This window comes from Streptococcus nasisuis (assembly GCF_040836615.1).
GTDB lineage: Bacteria > Bacillota > Bacilli > Lactobacillales > Streptococcaceae > Streptococcus > Streptococcus suis_V.
This window is the reverse complement of the sequence record NZ_CP162268.1, coordinates 1,541,069-1,561,631: the sequence shown is the minus strand read 5'-3', so window position 1 is coordinate 1,561,631 and position 20,563 is coordinate 1,541,069. Positions and strand designations below refer to the sequence as shown.

Here is a 20,563-nt window from a genome sequence, read left to right as displayed (position 1 = left end):
GTTTTTAGTAGTAAATTCCGATTAGAAAATTGACATAGAAAAATGAGATTGGAAGTCCAACCTCATTTTTTTCTTCTGAAAGCAAGTTGTTGCAAGAGCGAGATAATTGGTCCAGTGAAGAGCATGGCAATAATTGTTCCTTCGCGAATTCCTAGAAATGGATTACCAAAGAGGAAAGAGAGAAGAAGCGCTGTTACAACCATTCCAATATCACAGGCCAATTTGACGCTAGAAAATGGTTTATTGGTCACTTGGGCAATTGTTTTGGGCAACCCTTCGCCCGGCATGACAATCGTATCCGCATTGACCTCAACAATGACACCGATTGCCAAGATAAAGACAGAGATAATCAGGACAATCAGCTGGACAGGGTAAGATTTACTGGACAAGATTGGAGCGAGCAGACCGTAGAAAAAGTTAATAAACAAGCCAAACAAGGTTCCGGGTATTAACTGAATGAGGTAAGGAATTGCATCGCTCATCTTCTTTGGTCTAGCCAAGACGAGCTGAATAACAACTAGCAGGGCTAAGAAGAGCGCCGTGTTCAGACCGATGGATGAACCCATAGATTCTGAGACGACGTTGGGCATAGCAGCAATCGGCGACGTACCGAGCAGGGATATTTTTGACATGGCAACAGCAATGGCCATGATTGTGATTCCAATAACAAATTTTACGATTTTCATAATTCTATTTTAATACAATATCGACAGAAATCAAGCACCAACTCACTAATTAGTAGATTTGTTATTTATGTTTGCATAAAACAAATTATGTAAATCATAGTTTGTCCAATGCATTTTTTTGCTCATCATTGACAATATGGGTATACAAATCAGTAACTTGCGTATTGGCATGCCCCAGTTGATGGCTGACCAAGACCTGCGACTTGGTTGCATCGTAGAGTCTGGTCGCAAGCGTGTGGCGGAGTTTGTGGGGCGTTACACGAATTTTGAAGTCAGCCGAATATTTGGCAACCATTTTTTCAATAGAAGAGGCATCCATGCGATTGGGCATCCCACGATATTCGGAAAGAAAGAATGCGACGTCAGTCTTTTCAGCCTTGTAGCGTTGCTGCCGGATGGTCATATAGGCTTCCAGATAGGGCTTGGCAAAGCCAGCAATATTAACAGAATCCCGTTTACCACCTTTTCGAGTGACTTCGATGATCATCAATTTTAGATTAACATCCTTGAGGTCCAAATTGACGGCCTCAGACAGACGGACGCCAGAGGCCAAGAGCAGGGCAAGAATGGCTAAATCACGCTCCTTATTTTTTCGGAAAGAAGATTTTGCACGGTTGGAGAGTTTATTTTCGTATTCTGTGTCCACGTATTCCAGAAACTCCATGGTTTCATCGCCCAAAAAGAGCTTTTGCTTGATGTTCTCCGCCCGCGCCGCCAAGGTTTCCTTCTTCTTCTTGGTGGAAACCTTCTTCATGACATTACGGTAGAAGTAGGGCTCGCCTTGCTCATTTTCCACTTCTTCGGTAAAATACTTGAAGAGACTAGAAAGAGCTGATAAGGTACGGTTAATAGTTGTCTGCGACACACCATTTTGCGTGGTATTGGCATTGAGCAATGGACGTTCCCGCAGATAAAGAATAAAAGATTCCATATCTTTCTTGGTCAAATGTTCCAGTGTGTCCAGTGGAATGTCAGCAATCCGTTCCACAGATACCAAATCTGAATCCTGTAACCACTCAAAAAAACGACGATATTCTTTGAGGTATTCATAAAGGGTTGCAAAACTATAGGGAACCGCCAACTTGGATTGGTAATAATCCAAGACATACCAAGGCATGATTTTTTTCAATTCCTCAATTTTTTCCAATAATAATTCACGACGCATGATGATTTCTCCGAGATATTTTATTTAAAATTAAGGATTGTATTTTGGAAGAATTTTCAGCCTTCGCATTTATTTCTAAATTATAAAGTACATATTTTCGACAAAAATTTTTTCTAGTTATCATATCAGTAGTATACCATAGTTTTATATAAGTTTCAAGAAAATTATAGTTTTTCGGAAAGATGTTATATAGATTTTCAACTAATAGCTATAAAAAGATGAATAGATATATATAAATTCTGAGGTGGTTAAATTTATGCTAGATTTCATACCTATCAATCCTGACAACTGGGAATTCCGCTTTCCATTTTTCCTTCACAGACAGGCTTTGTTGCTGATAAGACGACCACGCTGGCTCGAGCTTTTGTTAATAGCCAGGCTTATTTGATTTATGACCATCAATTGCCTGTCGGTTTAATCATGTATCACGATTCACCTCAAGTCCAAGCCTATCACCTATCAGAATTTTTCATTTATAAACATTACAGGGTCAGGGCTATGGTAGACAAGCTATGAATCAATTTTTAGACAATATTCGTAGAGAAAACGTTTTTCAGCCGTTGAATTATGTATCCTTGAAAACAATGATTTAGCAAGAAAACTATATGGATCCCTTGGATTTGTGGAAACGGGTGATGCTGACGGAGATGGAATCGTATTTCGTTTGAATTTATAAAATCCAAAATTTTGCATATTAAATATTATGCAAACTATCTTTTTTTATTTGATAACTGCATCATTAACTCCATAGCCGTTTCTTGATTACGGAGATAGACCTTGATGCCTGTTGATTTGACCCGTTTTGTAAAGGCGCTTTGACTGAGTTTCAGTTTCTGAGCTAGGGATTTTTGCTTAAAATGTTCAGAATAAATGCCAGTCTCTACCAATCTTAGGACGAATTGCTTTTGCGAATGACTCCATCGATCTCGCATAAAATCGCTGGTCGCTAAAAGACTGTTAATGACCTTGTCAATATGGGGATAGTCGGAAGAAAATCCGTTGGCTCTACTTCCGTAATCGTCTTGTGTCTGGACCAAAGTTAGGGCTTTCTCAGCCTCACGCTGAGCTTGAGAATTGCTTGAGAAAATGCTGGTTTTCTGCACTGCATCGTCCAGATCACCCAAACCAATTCCTATTTGCAACTGATAACCTTCGGCCAGAGACAGATGTAAATAATCAAGAATTTGCAATAAATCCGCGTTGGGTTTGACTTGAGCCTCTAGCAGTCCACCTCTATGGAGAGTAAAATCAGCCAATAATTGATTAGCATAAACCTGATTTAGACGACTAATAATCGTGAGAATGTTTATTTCTGTTTGTGATTGGCTTGATAAAGGTGTAATCTGGCCAGAAATCATCATCATTTTATTCATAATTCTATTTTAATAGAAAAATATAAAAATGTCCATTATAACGGAATTATTTTAAGTGTTTGTTATGTAACTAGGTCATTACTAAACTTCTATCAAGACTGAAATAAACTATACTAGCACTTACCTGACTTTTTTACCTTTTACATTTTAAAACCCAGCTAAATTGAATAATCAGTCTAGCTGGGTTTAGTTAGTTCATTGTTGTACGGATAAATATAGATGAATAGAAGATTCTAGCGATTTGCCCAAGCGATATCAATATTTAGAGTCTCTTGAGTTGTATATTGTGCGCGATATGGATTCCAAGTTAAATTAGCTACTGACGAAACATTCTCATTAGTATAATATCCATCGTATTGTGTCAATCCATGAAGTTCAATGATATCATTGAGTTTTGCAGCGTAGGCTGTATCTGTTGCGTATGTACCAGTTAAAGCATTAGTAGCATCTAAGTAGCTACTGGTGTTGGAACGCCAAACACTGTTAAAGTGAGGTTGGCGAATAATGTTTACGTAATCAGCTAAAGACTCATAATAACTTGGATAAGTACGAAAATAATCAACGATATCATAGGTATTTCCATATCCATCATCTTCCCATGTTTGAAGGGATACTGATTGTCCATTGTATGCTCCCTTGATACCAAATAAGTTATTGTACGGGGAAATTGATAACCCAGATTGTCCATAATTAGATTCATGTATAGCCTGTGCAATCATGACAGATGGATACAAATCATAGTTGTTGGCTAATTGCTGCGCAGATGGTGCAATTGTATTGATAAATTGTTGTCTATAATCTGCCACTACATATTCTGTAGCTTCAGCCGGTCGAATCGTCTTATTTCCAAATACAAATAAACTAATCGTTAAAACAGACAATACCACTGCCAGTAATATTGAGAGAGGATGTCTTTTCATCGATTGAAAATATTGACTTCTTGAATACTGCATAATACCTAAATCCTTTTTCATAGTTTAATGATAATCATTATACAATTTTCAGACATTAATACTCAAGATAGTTTACTTTATAACTTTGTTAATTTTATATTACAAAAAAAGTTTACATAATATTCGTTATGCAAACTTAATCGTTAGTTATTCTTCTACCCATACGGAAACCGAGCCTGGATTGACATAGAAACGCCCCCATCCATTTTCATCTAATTGAACGGTGTCTTGTCGATGACCGGTTGCATCTACAAATACTTTTCCAGCATTTAAAGTTCCCATATCCATGTCTTTGTATCCTTCATCTGCATTGCTGATAACGCAGGCTAGACCTTTAGGATGCTCATTATCCCCTTGGCAAACCCAACCAATACAATTTGGATGATCGAGATAATCAATCTGTGGACCGTAGGTATGATGCTGACGGATAGCAAGTAATTTATCCAAGATTTCATTGAAGGCAGCTTGTCCAAATTCACCTGAAATACCGTAATAATCACCGTAGAATAAGGTTGGCAATCCTTGTTGACGTAGCAAAATCAAGGCGTAAGCAGCTGGTTTGAACCAATCTGCAACTGTTGATTCTAGCGCCTGTCCACGTTGTGTATCATGGTTTTCGACAAATGTAACAGCAAAATCAGGCTTTGTTTGCACCAAGCTACCATCAAAAATGGTCCGTAAATCGAAAGATTGCCCTTCATCACCCGCCTGAAAGAAATTCATGTGAAGCGGAACATCCACCAAGTCAAGTTGGTAATCCGTACTGTCGATATAACTTTGACTATCTGCTTCACTATCTTTCCAGTATTCTGCGAAAGCATATAGGTCAGGCTTAACTTCTTGTCGGATAAATTCCATAAAGGAAGCGATAAAATCTTCCCCAATATGCTTGGCAGCATCAATCCGAAAGCCATCAACCTGAGTTGTTTCGATAAACCATTTTACCCAATCTTTTAGATGCTCTACTACTTCTGGGTGCTTGAAATCAATGTCATTGAACATCAGGTAATCGTAGTTACCGTGCTCTCCGTCGACCTGATCCTGATTGGCCCAGCCCTTGTTCTCTCCTACGATTTGATAAATGCCCGTTTCATTGTGGGCAGCATCAAAATCAAGCCCTGTGAAATGATACCAATGCCACTTGAAATCGTTGTAGGCATCGTTACGACCTTGGAAATCATATCCAGTATAACCCTTGATTTCATAGGGTTCAGAAAGACTTTCTTGCCGATTATCAGGGTTCATCCGACGAACTTGGAAGCTTTCTTGGTAGTCTCCACCAGCCTTGTGGTTGAGGACAATATCCGCAATCACTGCTATCCCTTGTTCGTTGAGAGCATGGATAGCAGCCAGATACTCATCTTTTGTTCCGTATTTGGTTGGAATAGTGCCTTTTTGGTCGAATTCTCCCAAATCAAACAGGTCATAAATCCCATAGCCGACGTCATCTGGTCCTGTCGCTTTAAAGGCAGGTGGCGTCCAAACATGGCTAATCCCTAATTCTTTCAGATGCAGAGCGTCATTTTTTAGCCGATTCCAATGGTCGTGATCAGCAGGCAGATACCATTCAAAGTATTGCATTAATGTAGAACGTGTCATCAAATCTTCTTTCTATTTGTGGAGAACGGATTATTTACGCTTTTTCTTAGCTTTTTTCATCTTATTAACTTGACGTTTCATGGCCTGCTCCATGGCAAATTTTCCAATCTTGCCTTTGAGCCCACCACCAAACATGGATGACATGTCAGGCATACCAGCCCCGCCCATCAGTTGGCTCATATCGGGCATTCCGCTACCACCCATCATATCTTCTAAGGCAGACATATCCATATTGTTTGGCATATTTTTCGGAAGATTATTAGGGTTAATGCCCATCTGTTTCATCATTTTGCTCATGTCACCAGACATCATGCCTTGCATGAGGGATTTTGCTTGGTTGAAATCCTTGATAAATTTATTGACTTCGACAAAGCTATTCCCTGAACCTTCCGCAATCCGACGGCGACGGCTCGGAGTTAATAAATCCGGATTTTCTCGTTCTTCAGGCGTCATTGAGGACACAATGGCACGCTTACGAGCTATCTGTTTTTGGTCAACCTTTAGATTTGCCAGAGCTGGATTGGTTGACATACCAGGAAGCATTTTGAGCAAGTCTTCCATCGGTCCCATGCTTTGTACTTGGTCGAGCTGGTCAATGAAATCGTTGAAATCAAATGTGTTCTCGCGCATTTTTTCCGCCAGTTCCAATGATTTCTTCTCGTCGTACTCCTTGCTGGCCTTTTCAATCAGCGTCAACATATCCCCCATACCGAGAATACGAGATGACATACGGTCTGGATGGAAGGTTTCGATGTCCGTGATTTTCTCACCAGTACCAGTGAATTTGATAGGTTGGCCAGTAATGTGACGAACAGAAAGCGCAGCACCACCACGCGTATCACCGTCAATCTTAGTCAAAATCACACCAGTGATCGCCAACTGGTCATTAAATTCCTTGGCAACATTAGCGGCCTCTTGACCAATCATGGCATCGACTACCAAGAGGATTTCATTTGGTTGGACAAAGTCTTTAATATCACGCAATTCCGCCATCAGGGCTTGGTCAATCTGCAAACGACCGGCCGTATCGATGAGGACATAGTCATTGTGGTTGGCTTTGGCTTGTTCCAAACCTTGGCGCACAATTTCAAGGGCAGGAACTTGGTTGCCCAATTCAAAGACAGGAACGTCAATCTGTTGCCCTAGCGTTTTCAACTGGTCAATGGCCGCTGGACGGTAAATATCCGCCGCTATCAAGAGAGGACGCGCATTCTCCTCTTGCTTGAGTTTGTTGGCCAATTTACCGGTAAAGGTCGTCTTACCAGCACCTTGAAGACCAGCCATCATGATAACGGTTGGAATTTTCGGTGATTTGATAATTTCAGCCGTTTCCGAACCCAGAACCGCCGTCAATTCTTCGTCGACAATCTTGATGATTTGTTGAGCTGGATTGAGGGTATCGATGACTTCGTGGCCAATGGCACGCTCACGCACCTTCTTGATAAAATCTTTGACGACTGGCAAGGCAACGTCCGCCTCAAGCAAGGCCAAACGGATTTCCTTGGTTGCTTCTTGAATATCGCTCTCGCTGATTTTTCCTTTTCCACGCAGATTTTTAAATACGTTCTGCAAACGCTGGGTTAAATTTTCAAAAGCCATGTGTTCTCCTTTTAATCTCGATTATCAATGCTGGTCAGGACAGAGATTTTTTCATGCAAAAACGCATCTTCTGGATATTTTTCCAAGATCTCATCAAAAATTTGGCTGCGCACAACATAGTCCGAGTACATGTGCAACTTCATTTCGTAGTCCTCTAGCAATTTTTCGGTTCGTTTGATGTTATCATAAACCGCCTGACGGCTCACCTGAAATTCCTCAGCTATCTCTGCTAAACTATAATCATCCGCATAATATAGCTCGATATAGTTCATTTGCTTGTCCGTCAATAAGGCAGCGTAGAATTCAAATAAGGCATTCATTCGGTTGGTTTTTTCAATTTCCATAAACTTTATTATATCAAAAATTCTAGCGTTAATAAATAAGAAAATCCGTTTCTAGTGGGAAAACGGATTATTTGTTTGCATAATTTTATTTACGTTTATTTTAAGAGTTTTAAGACGAGCGAAAATACTCAAAAACCTTTGACTTTTTTGTCAAAACCGTGTATACGATGTACGGAGGTATTCTTTTATGAATACTATGAAAACGCGTAAGGTGGGTAATTCACTGGCAGTAACCATTCCTAAAGAACGTCGTTCAGCTTTACAATTATATTTTTGAATAGAGTCGAAAGGCTCTATTTTGCTTGCTCTTTTCCTAATTATTCTCCAAATAAAACTCAAACCGTTCGCCAACGTACTGGCTGTTCACAAATTCAAATGCCTGGCCGTCATCCAGGTAGGAAACCTGTCTCAGAGCCAAAATTGGCTGATTTTTGCTGATGTCTAGGTAGTTAGCCACCTTCTCATTGGCCAGCCGTGCAAAGATGGTCTGCTTGCTGGTGCCGATTTTATAGCCATTGTCCGTCAAGGTCTTGAAGAAATGGTTGGTCACTTCCTCCTTGGGAACGCTTTTAATCAGACGCTCCGGAATGCTGGCAACTTCATAAACGACAGGGACATTATCAGCATAGCGAACCCGTTCCATCCGGACGACATATTCCCCCTTGGTCAAGGCTAGCTGCTCAACTTCTTTTTCATTTGGTTTGGTCCGAGTGTAAGACAAGAGCTTGCTGCTCGGCTTTTTTCCCTGCAAGAGAATCAACTCTGTAAAGGAGGTCGTGCCGCGCATCTTTTCTTGAACTCGAGTGCTGGCCACATAGGTGCCGGAACCGACCTTACGCTGGAGCACTCCTTCTTCGACCAGGAGGGTGATGCCTTGACGCAGGGTCATGCGGGAAACGCCGAACTCATCGGACAGGTCGCGCTCGCTGGGCAGGCGCTGGCCAATCTTCCAAACACCCTGGTCAATCTGCTCCTTAATCTTATCGTGAATGGTAATATATGCTGCTTTCATCTGTCAAACCTCTCTTCGTCTAGTCTACCAAAATTAGACCAATTTTACAAAGGTCAGCTGTTTTCTATGAGTAAAAATAAGACATGCAAACAATGACTGGTAATCTACTCAAATAAAATCAGTAAATTCAAGAAAAAAACGAACATGGGATTTCAAAAAAATCGCCATAGTTTGGAAAACTGATAATTGACAAATATAGTTTGGAAAATGTTCGTATTTATGGTAAAATAGCTATCAGTATTTGAATGATTTTCAAATGGAAAGGGAAAAACATGACAAAACAAGATATCCAAAAAATTATCGTTCTGGATTATGGTAGCCAGTACAACCAGCTGATTTCACGTCGCATCCGTGAATTCGGTGTCTTTTCAGAACTGAAAAACCACAAAATCACTACTGAGGAAGTCCGCCATATCAATCCGATTGGTATCGTTCTTTCTGGTGGGCCAAACTCAGTTTATGCGGAAAATGCTTTTGACATTGACCCAGAAATTTTTGAACTGGGGATTCCGATTTTGGGGATTTGCTACGGTATGCAGCTGATTACCCATAAATTGGGCGGTAAGGTGGTGCCTGCTGGCGAGGCTGGTAACCGTGAATATGGGCAGTCAACACTTGAACTCAAGGCTGAGTCAGCCCTTTTTGCTGACACTCCTTCTGAGCAATTGGTTCTTATGAGCCACGGTGACGCTGTGACGGAAATTCCAGCTGACTTCCACTTGGTCGGTCTGTCTGCGGATTGCCCTTATGCTGCCATTGAAAATACCGAACGCCGCATCTACGGTATCCAGTTCCACCCAGAAGTTCGTCATTCCGTATACGGTAATGACATCTTGAAGAATTTTGCCTTTGGTATCTGTGGTGCGCGTGGTGACTGGACCATGGAAAACTTCATCGAGACTGAAATCGAGAAAATCCGTGCAACTGTTGGAGACAAGAAGGTTCTTCTGGGTTTGTCTGGCGGTGTGGACTCGTCTGTTGTCGGTGTCCTTCTGCAACGTGCAATCGGTGACCAGTTGACTTGTATCTTCGTTGACCACGGCTTGCTCCGTAAAAATGAAGGTGACCAGGTAATGGAGATGTTGGGTGGCAAATTCGGTCTCAATATCATTCGTGTAGACGCTTCTAAACGTTTCCTAGATTTACTTGCTGGCGTATCTGACCCTGAGAAAAAACGTAAAATCATCGGTAATGAATTTGTTTACGTATTTGACGACGAGGCAAGCAAGTTGACAGATGTAAAGTTCCTGGCTCAAGGCACGCTTTACACCGATATTATCGAGTCTGGGACGGATACGGCTGAGACAATCAAGTCTCACCACAATGTGGGCGGACTTCCAGAGGATATGCAATTTGAGTTGATTGAGCCGCTCAATACCCTCTTCAAGGATGAAGTACGTGCGCTAGGTACGGCACTCGGTATGCCTGATGAGGTTGTGTGGCGTCAGCCATTCCCAGGTCCTGGACTGGCTATCCGTATCATGGGCGAAATCACTGATGAAAAACTCTACACTGTCCGTGAGTCAGACGCTATCCTCCGTGAGGAAATTACCAAGGCTGGCCTGGACCGTGATGTGTGGCAGTATTTCACTGTCAATACTGGAGTTCGTTCGGTAGGTGTCATGGGAGACGGTCGTACTTATGACTATACTATTGCTATCCGTGCTATCACTTCTGTCGACGGCATGACAGCTGACTTTGCTAAACTTCCGTGGGATGTCCTTCAGAAAATCTCTGTCCGCATCGTCAACGAAGTCGACCACGTCAACCGCATCGTCTACGACATTACAAGCAAACCACCAGCAACAGTTGAGTGGGAGTAAAACAGTCTGGGGATAGACTGTTTTACCCGACGCCTGAAAACAAGAAAGCGTCGCAAGCCTGGGGATAGGCTCTATCAGCAATTCCAACGCCTAAAAACTAAAGACCGTTGGAAGGCTGGGGATAGACTGTATTACCGACGCCTAGCCCAATAACAAAGTAGCGTCAAGAGTCCGTGAGAGGCTTGATTTACCTTCAAAATAGCGATTCTACAGCAGTTTAGCAGGAACAAACTAATCTAAAAAGGGTGAATCTTTGTTTGATTCCCCCCTAAATCCCCCCGAAAAAAGAATTAGCCAGAAAAAATTTCTAGCTAATTCTTTTTGGGCTCTTTGTCAACTGTAGTGGGTAGATGAAAAGCTAACACCTAGAGAGGACGAACTTCGTTCTCTCTTTCTTTATGTTCAAAGCAATCAAAATGCGTTTTTTAAAGTTCTCAAAGTTCCTGAAACCAAAGGCATTTCTTTTAATGACTTTGATGAGATTATTGGTAGCTTCCAGTTTGGCGTTGGAATAAGGCAATTCTAGGGCATTCAAAACCTTGTCTTTATCCTTTAGAAATGTCTTAAATACCGTCTGGAAAATAGGATTAACAGTGGTTATTTCTTGTTCAATTAGGTCAAAGAAATGGTCTGAGTTCTTCTCTTGGAAATGGAATAAGAGAAGCTGATAGAGTTCATAGTGCTGTCGTAGTTCCTCAGAGAAAGACAAGAGTTTTTCCAGGATTTCCTTGTTAGTCAAATGCATTCGAAACATAGGGCGATAAAATCGTTTATCATTGATTTTACGGCTATCTTGTTGTATCAATTTCCAGTAGCGTTTCAAAGCACGGTATTCCTGCGATTTTCTGTCGAATTGATTCATGATTTGAATACGGACACGGTTCATAGCACGGCTAAGGTGTTGAACAATATGAAAGCGGTCGAGTACAATTTTTGCATTCGGAAAAAGCTGTTTAGCAAGTTGATAATAGGGACTAAACATATCCATGGTAATCACTTTGACTCGATTTCTAACCTTTCTAGGATAGCGTAGAAAGTGGTTTCGGATGGTTGCTTGAGTTCTTCCGTCGAGAATGGTGATGACATTTAGGGAGTCGAAATCTTGAGCGATGAAGCTCATTTTCCCTTCTTGAAGGCATACTCGTCCCAACTCATCACCTCAGGTAGGGTATTCCAATCCGTTTCAAACTTGAACTCATTGAGCTTTCTCATAACTGATGATGTTGAGATAGCTAGCCTGTGTGCAATATGTGTCATTGCTTGATTTTCGATGAGTAACTGGGCGATCTTCTGACTAACAGCGACAGATATTTGATGGTTTTTCTTAACAAGAGGAGTTTCAGCGACAGCCATTTTCCCACATTCTTTACACTTGAAACGACGCTTTTTAAGGCGGATAAGGAGTGGGTAACCAGCAGTTTCTAGGTAAGGGATTTTTGATGCTTTCTGGTAGTCGTACTTAGCCATTTGTCCCTTGCATTCTGGACATTTAGGAGCCATGTAATCCAAGTAACCGTGGAGTTCTAAGTGAGTTCCCATATCATATTCATCAGTGATAGTAATATTTTTGTCTTTAATTCTGAGAAAATTAGTGATAAGATTTAGTTGTTCCATATGAGTCTTTCTAAAATGATAGTTTGAGCACTTTTCATTATAGGTCATATGGGACTTTTTGTATATACTCAAAAAGGCTCCATAATTTCCATGGTGGTTTTACCCACTACAGAAATTATAGAGCCTCTTTTTGTATACTATTGATTCGTTTCAAATCCGTCATCAAATTCTTCACTGTGATAAGAACGTTCGTCTCCATCGTTTTCAAATGTTTTTGAAAATAATTCATCAGTATTTGCTGAAGTAAATAGATTGTTAAAATTGGTATACCTATTTGATTGCAAGGCATTCCTCACCTAGCTGGTATCTTGGATCTGGTAGCGAGCAAGGTGCCTCTCATCGTAGAAATCAAGTCGGAGAGCAGGGACGTTCTGGAAGTCTGTCAGCGCGTGACCAGCTATCTGGACAGCTACACCACAGGAGCTTTTATGGTGGAATCCTTCAATCCCCTGGTTATCGCCTATTTTAAGAAACATCGCCCTAACTATATTCGTGGACAATTGTCTGGTGATTTAAGTGGGCAAAAGGGGCTGATTTACTTTGCTATCAAACACCTGCTGACCAATTGTCTCACACGACCAGACTTTATCGCCTACGAGCATGAATTTCAGAAAAATCCATCACTCAATCTAATTCGCCTGCTCTTTCGCATCCCTCTGGTGGTCTATACAGTCAAGACCCCTCAAGCATGCATTAGCAACAAAAAACGCTTTGACATACAAATCTTTTAAGGCTTTGATGCCAAGGAAATGTAGTCAGAGCATTTCTTTTTAAAAATAAGTTTAACAAGTTTTACTTTTAACTGGATTTGCAGAAAATTTTCTGCTATACTGGTTTTATGAAAAAAATGAAACTTGGACAACTCCTGGATTTACCCACTTTTCACCAATTATACAGCATTCCTATCGAAAGAAAAGCCGAACAGCATGAGAATTATATAATCGTTTTTAGCCAGGGTGAAACGCTTTTTGTAGACAGCCAGAGTGAGAACGGTCAGACTTCCCAAGCCCGCTTTGCCAGTCATTTTACAAGGGAGCAACTCCTGATTGGCCTTGGCGCAGTCCCTCTCGATAGCTTGAATACCTGCCGTATCCTTGACATCCAGCCAAATATCAGCCATAGAGGTGCTACGACACCTTATTTGCTGGAAAACTATGGTAGCTTGCCTCATTTTAAAAAAATGGCAGAGCGTTACCGAGTTCATGAACGGTCGATCATCTTTGATCCCTACCGCTATTCTTACACGGTAGATGAGAAAAAAATTGCCAAGGACAGAGGATTTACAATCGTTGACCAGAAGGATTACGAAAAAATCCGTGATTTCAAGCCTTTCTTGCAAACCAATCGTGGCACGGTCTATGCCCTTCCCTGTACATATCAGGACATCAAACGCCAGCAAGAAACCAAGATTTATATCATGGGCTGGTATTTTTATGACCAGCAAATCAAAATCTCCTGGAAACCGTCCCATTCACGAAAAGCCCGCTGGCGCTCCTCAATCATCTTTATTGACAAGGTTACTGATAAATTCTTCTTTCAAGGAGAACTCTATAAAAAGGGAACCTTCCCAATATTCTTAGAAAATCTAACCCTTTCCACTGGAACCTCTCAAAAATTCCCCACCGTTAAACAGACCTATGACCACTTCTTGGACACAGTAAACCAGCGGAAAATTGGAACCGGTGTACGGAAAAAGTAAAAACTGGGCATGAAACCCAGTTTTAGAATATTTACCTGTAGAGCTAAAGGACATTCAAATCTTCAGCTGTTTCTTATGGCTGGTAGACTAGTTTGTTGTCTTTATCATAGATTTCGCCATTTTGGTAGACCCAGTAGAGCGAACCGTCATTCCCTTGTAGCAGATTGTAGGGAATAGACTCTGTCCGAGTATAATTTCCCTCAATGACAATCCAATCCTTGTCGCCTAAGACCATTTTGGCATAGTCGATGGTATCCTGCCCGCTCTCTAGTTGGACCCCTCTGTTTAATTCTGAAAGATCTTTTCCTGAAACTTCTGTGGTCTCAGAGCTAGTGGTGCTAGTTGAACTACTTGCCCTTGTCGATGAAGAGCTACTAGTATGCTTGCTGCTAGATGGGGAACTGCTGGTGCTTATCTGCCCTATTCTTGTTTTATTAGTGCAGGCACCTAAGAACACGGCAAATAGAAGTAAGATGGATAAACTGTTTCCAAACTTTCTCATAGCAAGACCTCCTACTCACGGTGAATGGTAAATCCTGTTGCTTGCTTGGTGGCCATGATCGTCATATCTGAAATCTGCACATGGGCTGGTTGATTGGCTATAAAAATGGTGCAGTTGGCAATATCTTCTGCCTGAAGTGCATCAATCCCTTGGTAAACTGTTGCTGCTCGCTCCTTGTCTCCATGGAAACGCACCTGGCTGAAGTCCGTCTCCACAATTCCTGGTTGCAATGTTGTCACCTTGATGTTTTTATCAATGGTATCAATGCGGATACCGTCGCTCAAGACCTTGACAGCGGACTTGGTTGCAGCATAAACAGCCGCACCTGCATAGGCATAAATCCCAGCAGTTGAGCCGATATTGATGATGTGACCATTATTGTTTTCTACCATTTGTGGCAAAATCTGGCGGGTCACAGTCAGCAGACCACGAACATTGGTATCAATCATAGTCAACATATCAGCCAAATCATATTCTTGGAACTTATCCAATCCCAAAGCCAGACCAGCATTGTTGACCAAGACGTCCACATGTCCAACTTCTTTCATAATCTGCTGGCACTGCTCAATAACTTCTTCTACATTTGTTACATCAAACACAGCCAGAGTCACATTGATGCTATAACTTGTTTCCAAGTCCTTTTTAATCGTTTCTAGCTGTTCCTTCCGGCGACCAGTAATAACTACATTATCACCGTTTTTGGCAAAGACATATGCAATGGCCTTCCCAATTCCGCTACTTGCACCAGTAATCATACAGGTTCTTGTCATCTTGGCACACCTCCGTCCATATTTCTATTATAACACTTTTTAAGAGGGAGGGTTAAAAAAGATTGATAAAGCGCATCAGATACATGTTAAATTGGACCTGGCGTGAATAGTACATATTGCCCCCGTTGACATAGAGCTTGCCGCCATTGACAAGAGCAAGTGGATGCCAGTAGGTATAAGTTTCTAGACTAGTATTACCCAAACTTGGTGCGACTACTGTTTTGGAATACTCCTCAGCCAAATCCAGGGAGTTCTCACCTCCATTTGCAGCTACATAATCAATATAGGTCTGCCCAAAATTGTAGGCCTGAACTGCCGTCCAAACATCCACCCCACGTTCTCCTGCCAGCTGCAAATTCTGACTGAGATAGATAACGCCTTGGCGGATGCTCTCCTTGCTATCTGTAATGGCATTGATATAGCCCGTCGCAGACTCGCTAGACTGCATTACGTCGACCTGTTTCCCCTTTGTTTCTGTGTAAATCATGGCTAGTACCAGCTCTTCATTTGCTGCGGTATCATTTTCAGCCAGGACTTCTTGGACCAAGGGCTGAAAAGTCATGACCTGCTCAACCGCATGATAGGTCTGGTACAATTGATAACAAAGAAAAACAAGGACGACAAGAAAAATCGTTCTTGTAATTTTTTTCATTTATTTACTCTTAATATCTTCGATGTTTTTAATCAAAATGGAGTAGGTTCCGTTAGGATTTTGGATGAACTCCACCGACTCTGCATCCTCATAGACTGAATTCGGTACAATCAGTTCGATGCCATTTGATAGGGACAATTTCTGATTTTCAAATTTTTTGAGCTGACGGCTGGCATCAATCTCATCAAAGGAAACCTTGTCAGGGATGACTTCCTTCAGCTGGTCGACAAAATTCAAGCGGGCTGTGAGATTGTTGTCAAAAAGCTGGTCGGCCAATTTCTCAGGCGATAACTCATTGTCCTCTTCCAAATGATTATAGATAGCCGACTTGACCTTGGACTGGAATTGGAAATCCCCCTGATGAAAACTATCCGCAATTTTTTGTGCGGTCTGCTCAAGGGCCTTAATGGATTTTTTGGCAGAATGAGCTGGCGTAACTTGCAAAAGATTATCTGAAAAATAATTGAGAAAGGCTCCGTTGTGCTTGATTCTTTTCTCAATCAGATGGTATTTGTAGGTCTGCAAGTTGATGATGAGGGCTTCGTCAGGTGCGGAGCCTGGACCAGGCAGATTGTTCTGGGTAATCTTCAACGGGCTGTCGCTTTCCGAGCCAACGTGGGCCAGGTTTTCACGCAGGGAAATCCGCAAAAATCCAAAATGTTCAATTCCATTTTTCTCAAAAGCCACAAAAATCAAGTCATTGGTCTTAAGGTTTTCAGAAATTGTAAACTCTTCCTTCCAGAGATTGGCAATTTTGACCGAATTTTCCATCAGATTACCTGACAGATTTTCTAGGAAGGGATTTTCCGAATCAAATTGGCCAGTTTTGGCCTCGTCTGAAAAGACACGTTCAATTTTTTTACGTAAATATTCTTCTATTTTAGGACTGACAGTCAAAAGCTGGTCGGCAAGGACCAGCTCTGTATCGTCAGGACTAAATTGATGTATGATTGCTTGTTTTACAAATATATCCATTTTTAATTTTCATAGAGTGGGAAGCGGTCTGTCAAGCTGCGAACATCTTGGCGGACTTGTTCCAACACAGTTTCATTTTCAGCATTTTTCAAGGCTGTAATGATGAAGTTAGCTACCTGGCGGCACTCTTCTTCCTTGAAACCACGAGCTGTCACAGCCGCTGTCCCGATACGAATACCAGAAGTCTTAAATGGAGACAAGGTTTCAAATGGAATAGAGTTCTTGTTAAGGGTGATACTTACTTCATCCAGCAAGTTTTGGGCAACTTTTCCGTTTTCAACGACTTTGGTCACATCAACCAAGAAGACATGGTTGTCTGTTCCACCAGAAATAACACGGAAATTCTCGTCAGCTTTGAAGACATCTGCCATAGCCTGACAGTTTTTGATAATCTGACTTGCGTATTCTTTGAAGGTTGGGTCCAAGTTTTCCTTGAAGGCAACAGCCTTAGCAGCAATAACGTGCTCCAAAGGACCACCCTGCATACCTGGGAAAACTGCAGAATTGATTTTCTTAGCCAAATCTTCGTCGTTGGTCAAAATCAAGCCACCACGAGGACCACGAAGGGTCTTATGAGTGGTTGTTGTAACAATATGAGCATGTGGAACTGGATTTGGATGAAGACCAGCTGCAACAAGACCTGCGATATGAGCCATATCTACCATCAAGTAAGCACCAACTTCATCAGCAATTGCACGGAATTTTTCAAAGTCAATGGTACGAGAATAGGCAGATGCACCTGCAACTATCAATTTTGGTGATACTTCTTTTGCACGAGCCAAAATTGCATCGTAGTCCAAGACTTCTGTCTCCTTATCAACACCATAAGCTACGAAATTGTAGGTTTTACCTGAGAAGTTGACAGGAGAACCGTGTGTCAAATGACCACCAGCAGACAAATCCATACCCAAAACAGTATCACCTGGCTGAATGAGCGCCGTATAGGCTGCTGCATTAGCCTGGCTACCAGAATGCGGTTGTACGTTGGCAAATTGGGCACCGAAAATTTCCTTAGCGCGCTCAATAGCAAGATTTTCAATCACGTCAACTACTTCTGTACCACCATAATAACGTTTACCAGGATAGCCTTCCGCGTATTTATTAGTAAGAATAGATCCCTGAGCTGCCATAACAGCCTTAGAAACGACATTTTCAGAGGCAATCAATTCAATATTGTGTTGCTGACGATCTTCCTCGTCCTTAATCGCATCCCAAAGTTCTTTGTCAAATTCTTTATAATCAACTAAATCGAAAATCATCTATGATACTCCTATTTTATGGTTAGACGTGGGTCAATCTGCAAATTCAATTTCAGGTACAGCAGCCAAAATTTCTTCCTTGGTGATGGCACCTTGACGCAAAATTCGTGCTTGCTGACCAGAAAGGTCCAAAATCGTCGAATCTACACCAGTCAGGGCTTGATCATCCTCAAAGCCTACCAGCTCTTGAGAAAACTGGGCCTGAATATCCTGGAAATATCTTCCGCTTTCTTTTCCTGATAAATTAGCAGATGGACCAATGAGAGGGCCAATCATGTTTATCAATTGTAAGGTTTTTTCGTGCTTTGGTACCCGAAAACCTACAGTTGCCAGACCTGAATTTATCCAAACAGGAACATTATTGTTCGCTTTTAGGATAATTGTTAGGGGGCCGGGCATAAAACTATTATACACTTTTTCAAGAAAAAAGGGAGGATTTTGACTAAAATAATGAATATCGTTCAGGTTTGACACATTTAGGTTCATAGCCTTATCGCGCGGGCGTTGCTTGAGCTCGTAAACATGATTAACAGCGGTTTCCGACAGGGCCTTGGCAAAAAGCCCGTAGACGGTCTCCGTCGGCATAATGACTGCACCGTCGTTTTCAATGATTGTTCGGATTTTATCTATTGTCATCAGCAACCACCTTTCTATCCTGACCAAATTGGTCCTTCAGTACTCGGACATTTTTTTCTGGGAAATGCTGACGCAGTAAATCAGACACCTGCTGCCCTTGTTTGTAGCCAATTTCAAAGTAGATTTTTCCATTATTAGTCAAAAATTGACCAGCTTGCTCAATGATATTTCGATAGATAATCAAGCCATCTTCTTCTGCAAAGAGCGCTACATGCGGCTCTGATGCAAGGACATTTAGCCCGACTTCATCCTTATCATCTGGCGAAATATAGGGCGGATTAGAGACGATGATATCAAAGGTTCCAGAAATATTTTCAAACAAATCGGACAGGATAAACTGGACGTCAACCTTGTTACGCTCTGCATTTTCCTGGGCTAAAGTCAGTGCGTCGGGTGAAATATCTACTGCAACTACATCCCAATCTGCTCTAGCATGAGCAAGAGAAACCGCAATAGCACCGCTGCCAGCTCCAATGTCCAAAACTCGTAAATCAGCTCTGCTATTTTCCGACAAAACCAAATCAACCAACTCCTCTGTCTCCGGTCTCGGAATGAGCACCCGCTCGTCCACCTTGAAACGCAATCCGTGAAAGTCCTCGTAACCAAGGATGTACTGAGCTGGTTGATGCGCTTTGAGCTGCTGAAAAATCTGCTCGATCACGTCCCGCTCCTCCGTCGACACTTCTTGACGAAGTAGCAAGACAAAGTCGGTCAGATCGAGATTTTTCAGACCTCGATAGACAAAAGAGAGGCCCTCAGGCTCCTCTCCAACTGCCAAAAGCTCTGCTTCATAGGCAGAAAAAAGTTGGGCGTATGTCATTACTTATTCAGCTCTTCCAGTTTTTGTGTTTGATCGTAAAGCACCAAGGCATCGACAACTTCATCCATCTTACCAGACAAAATAGTATCCAGTTTTTGTAGGGTCAAGCCGATCCGGTGGTCGGTCACACGGTTTTGCGGGAAGTTGTAGGTACGAATCCGCTCCGAACGATCACCTGTACCGATAGTTGATTTACGCTCTGCATCCTGTTCATCTTGGGCAATCTGTGCAAAGTGGTCCGCAACACGGGCACGGATAATTTTCATGGCCTTATCACGGTTTTTCTGCTGGGTCCGTTCTTCCTGCATTTCAACCTTAATGTTGGTCGGCAAGTGAACGATACGCACGGCAGTCGCCACCTTGTTGACGTTCTGTCCACCAGCACCAGAGGCGTGGTAAATGTCGACACGAAGGTCTTTGGGATCGATGTCGTATTCTACTTCTTCTACTTCTGGCATAATTAGGACAGTTGCTGTCGAAGTGTGGACACGGCCTTGGCTTTCCGTTACAGGAACCCGTTGGACACGGTGAGCACCTGACTCGTACTTGAGTTTTGAATAAACGGATTGACCAGAAACCATAGCCACGACTTCTTTGATACCACCGACGCCGTTGTAAGAGGCCTCCATGACTTCAAAGCGCCAGCCTTGGCTTTCTGCGTATTTTTGGTACATGGTCAACAAATCGCCAGCAAAAAGTGCGGCCTCATCACCACCAGCTGCACCACGAATTTCCAAGATAATGTTCTTTTCATCGTTGGGGTCTTTTGGCAAGAGAAGGATTTTTAATTTCTCTTCATAGGTTTCTTTGTCAGCCTTGGCTTGTTTGAGTTCTTCCTTGGCCATTTCTTCCAAGTCGCTATCGCCAGAAGATTCTTTAATCATTTCTTCAGCGTCGATGATATTCTGAAGGACGGCCTTGTATTCGCGGTAGGCTGTTACAGTATCACGCGTTGCCGCCTCTTCCTTTGATAATTCCATAAAACGCTTGGTATCGCTGACCACATCCGGGTCAGACAATAATTCACCAAGCTCCTCGTAGCGGTCTTCCACCGCTTGTAATTGATCGTAAATGTTCATAAA

The 20,563-nt window shown here is 42.0% G+C and carries 20 protein-coding genes; 3 read left to right on the top strand and 17 right to left on the bottom strand.

From position 1 onward, the window contains the following. Positions 1-62: 62 nt before the first annotated feature. The 8 genes from AB1F57_RS07905 to AB1F57_RS07870 form a co-directional block, all read right to left on the bottom strand. Positions 63-686, bottom strand: coding sequence for a YitT family protein (locus AB1F57_RS07905; protein WP_367985583.1), 624 nt, complete (start codon positions 684-686; stop codon positions 63-65). Between the two features lie 94 nt (positions 687-780). Beyond that, positions 781-1,851 carry a tyrosine recombinase XerS gene (gene xerS, locus AB1F57_RS07900; protein WP_167785416.1) on the bottom strand — a complete coding sequence of 357 codons (1,071 nt, stop codon included), beginning with the start codon at positions 1,849-1,851 and terminating at the stop codon, positions 781-783. A gap of 710 nt (positions 1,852-2,561) precedes the next feature. Then, positions 2,562-3,224, bottom strand: coding sequence for a SatD family protein (locus tag AB1F57_RS07895; RefSeq protein WP_167785415.1), 663 nt, complete (start codon positions 3,222-3,224; stop codon positions 2,562-2,564). A gap of 233 nt (positions 3,225-3,457) precedes the next feature. Next, positions 3,458-4,198: a glycoside hydrolase family 73 protein gene (locus tag AB1F57_RS07890; protein ID WP_245169950.1), complete on the bottom strand. Its 741-nt coding sequence runs from the start codon at positions 4,196-4,198 to the stop codon at positions 3,458-3,460. Between the two features lie 126 nt (positions 4,199-4,324). Next, positions 4,325-5,776, bottom strand: coding sequence for an alpha-amylase (locus AB1F57_RS07885; RefSeq protein WP_167785414.1), 1,452 nt, complete (start codon positions 5,774-5,776; stop codon positions 4,325-4,327). Positions 5,777-5,806: 30 nt separating this feature from the next. Next, positions 5,807-7,375, bottom strand: coding sequence for a signal recognition particle protein (gene ffh / locus AB1F57_RS07880; protein ID WP_105137850.1), 1,569 nt, complete (start codon positions 7,373-7,375; stop codon positions 5,807-5,809). A gap of 11 nt (positions 7,376-7,386) precedes the next feature. Further along, positions 7,387-7,719, bottom strand: a complete 333-nt coding sequence (locus tag AB1F57_RS07875; RefSeq protein WP_105110178.1) for a putative DNA-binding protein — start codon at positions 7,717-7,719, stop codon at positions 7,387-7,389. A 313-nt stretch (positions 7,720-8,032) separates the two neighbouring features. Next, on the bottom strand, positions 8,033-8,731 hold the full coding sequence (locus tag AB1F57_RS07870; RefSeq protein WP_105137848.1) for a GntR family transcriptional regulator: 699 nt from the start codon (positions 8,729-8,731) through the stop codon (positions 8,033-8,035). Between the two features lie 272 nt (positions 8,732-9,003). Between AB1F57_RS07870 and guaA the strand changes: the two genes are divergently transcribed. After that, complete coding sequence (gene guaA / locus AB1F57_RS07865) at positions 9,004-10,554, top strand: glutamine-hydrolyzing GMP synthase (RefSeq protein WP_367985582.1); 1,551 nt, start codon at positions 9,004-9,006, stop codon at positions 10,552-10,554. A 358-nt stretch (positions 10,555-10,912) separates the two neighbouring features. Here guaA and AB1F57_RS07860 read toward each other — a convergent pair. Continuing rightward, a protein-coding gene (locus AB1F57_RS07860; RefSeq protein WP_174853283.1) for an ISL3 family transposase occupies positions 10,913-12,168 on the bottom strand; the annotation gives its coding sequence in 2 pieces (ribosomal slippage) (positions 10,913-11,682 and positions 11,682-12,168; 1,257 coding nt in all). Positions 12,169-12,446: 278 nt separating this feature from the next. Here AB1F57_RS07860 and AB1F57_RS07855 point away from each other — a divergent pair. Both AB1F57_RS07855 and AB1F57_RS07850 read left to right on the top strand, forming a co-directional pair. Continuing rightward, positions 12,447-12,899 (top strand): hypothetical protein, encoded by a 453-nt coding sequence (locus AB1F57_RS07855; RefSeq protein ID WP_367985581.1) that lies wholly within the window; start codon positions 12,447-12,449, stop codon positions 12,897-12,899. 107 nt (positions 12,900-13,006) lie between these two features. Then, a complete protein-coding gene (locus tag AB1F57_RS07850; protein WP_367985580.1) occupies positions 13,007-13,867 on the top strand; it encodes a hypothetical protein in 861 nt (286 codons plus the stop codon). Positions 13,868-13,940: 73 nt separating this feature from the next. On the opposite strand, the gene AB1F57_RS07845 is transcribed toward AB1F57_RS07850, so the two are convergent. The 8 genes from AB1F57_RS07845 to prfA are packed head-to-tail and all read right to left on the bottom strand — an operon-like array spanning position 13,941 to position 20,560. After that, positions 13,941-14,369: a hypothetical protein gene (locus AB1F57_RS07845; RefSeq protein ID WP_367985579.1), complete on the bottom strand. Its 429-nt coding sequence runs from the start codon at positions 14,367-14,369 to the stop codon at positions 13,941-13,943. 11 nt (positions 14,370-14,380) lie between these two features. After that, entirely contained in the window at positions 14,381-15,139 is a 759-nt protein-coding gene (locus AB1F57_RS07840) for an SDR family NAD(P)-dependent oxidoreductase (RefSeq protein WP_167785407.1), read from the bottom strand. A gap of 52 nt (positions 15,140-15,191) precedes the next feature. Further along, entirely contained in the window at positions 15,192-15,791 is a 600-nt protein-coding gene (locus tag AB1F57_RS07835) for a lysozyme family protein (RefSeq protein ID WP_167785406.1), read from the bottom strand. Then, positions 15,792-16,766, bottom strand: a complete 975-nt coding sequence (locus tag AB1F57_RS07830; protein ID WP_167785405.1) for a nucleoid-associated protein — start codon at positions 16,764-16,766, stop codon at positions 15,792-15,794. A gap of 2 nt (positions 16,767-16,768) precedes the next feature. Further along, positions 16,769-18,025 carry a serine hydroxymethyltransferase gene (gene glyA / locus AB1F57_RS07825; protein WP_167785404.1) on the bottom strand — a complete coding sequence of 419 codons (1,257 nt, stop codon included), beginning with the start codon at positions 18,023-18,025 and terminating at the stop codon, positions 16,769-16,771. Positions 18,026-18,058: 33 nt separating this feature from the next. Further along, positions 18,059-18,661, bottom strand: a complete 603-nt coding sequence (locus AB1F57_RS07820) for an L-threonylcarbamoyladenylate synthase (protein ID WP_170239455.1) — start codon at positions 18,659-18,661, stop codon at positions 18,059-18,061. Further along, a complete protein-coding gene (gene prmC / locus AB1F57_RS07815) occupies positions 18,648-19,481 on the bottom strand; it encodes a peptide chain release factor N(5)-glutamine methyltransferase (protein ID WP_367985578.1) in 834 nt (277 codons plus the stop codon). The genes AB1F57_RS07820 and prmC overlap by 14 nt, the downstream gene beginning before the upstream one ends. Then, the gene (gene prfA / locus AB1F57_RS07810) at positions 19,481-20,560 is read right to left on the bottom strand and encodes a peptide chain release factor 1 (RefSeq protein WP_105137837.1); all 1,080 of its coding nucleotides are present in this window, start codon (positions 20,558-20,560) and stop codon (positions 19,481-19,483) included. The genes prmC and prfA overlap by 1 nt, the downstream gene beginning before the upstream one ends. Between the last annotated feature and the right edge of the window lie 3 nt (positions 20,561-20,563).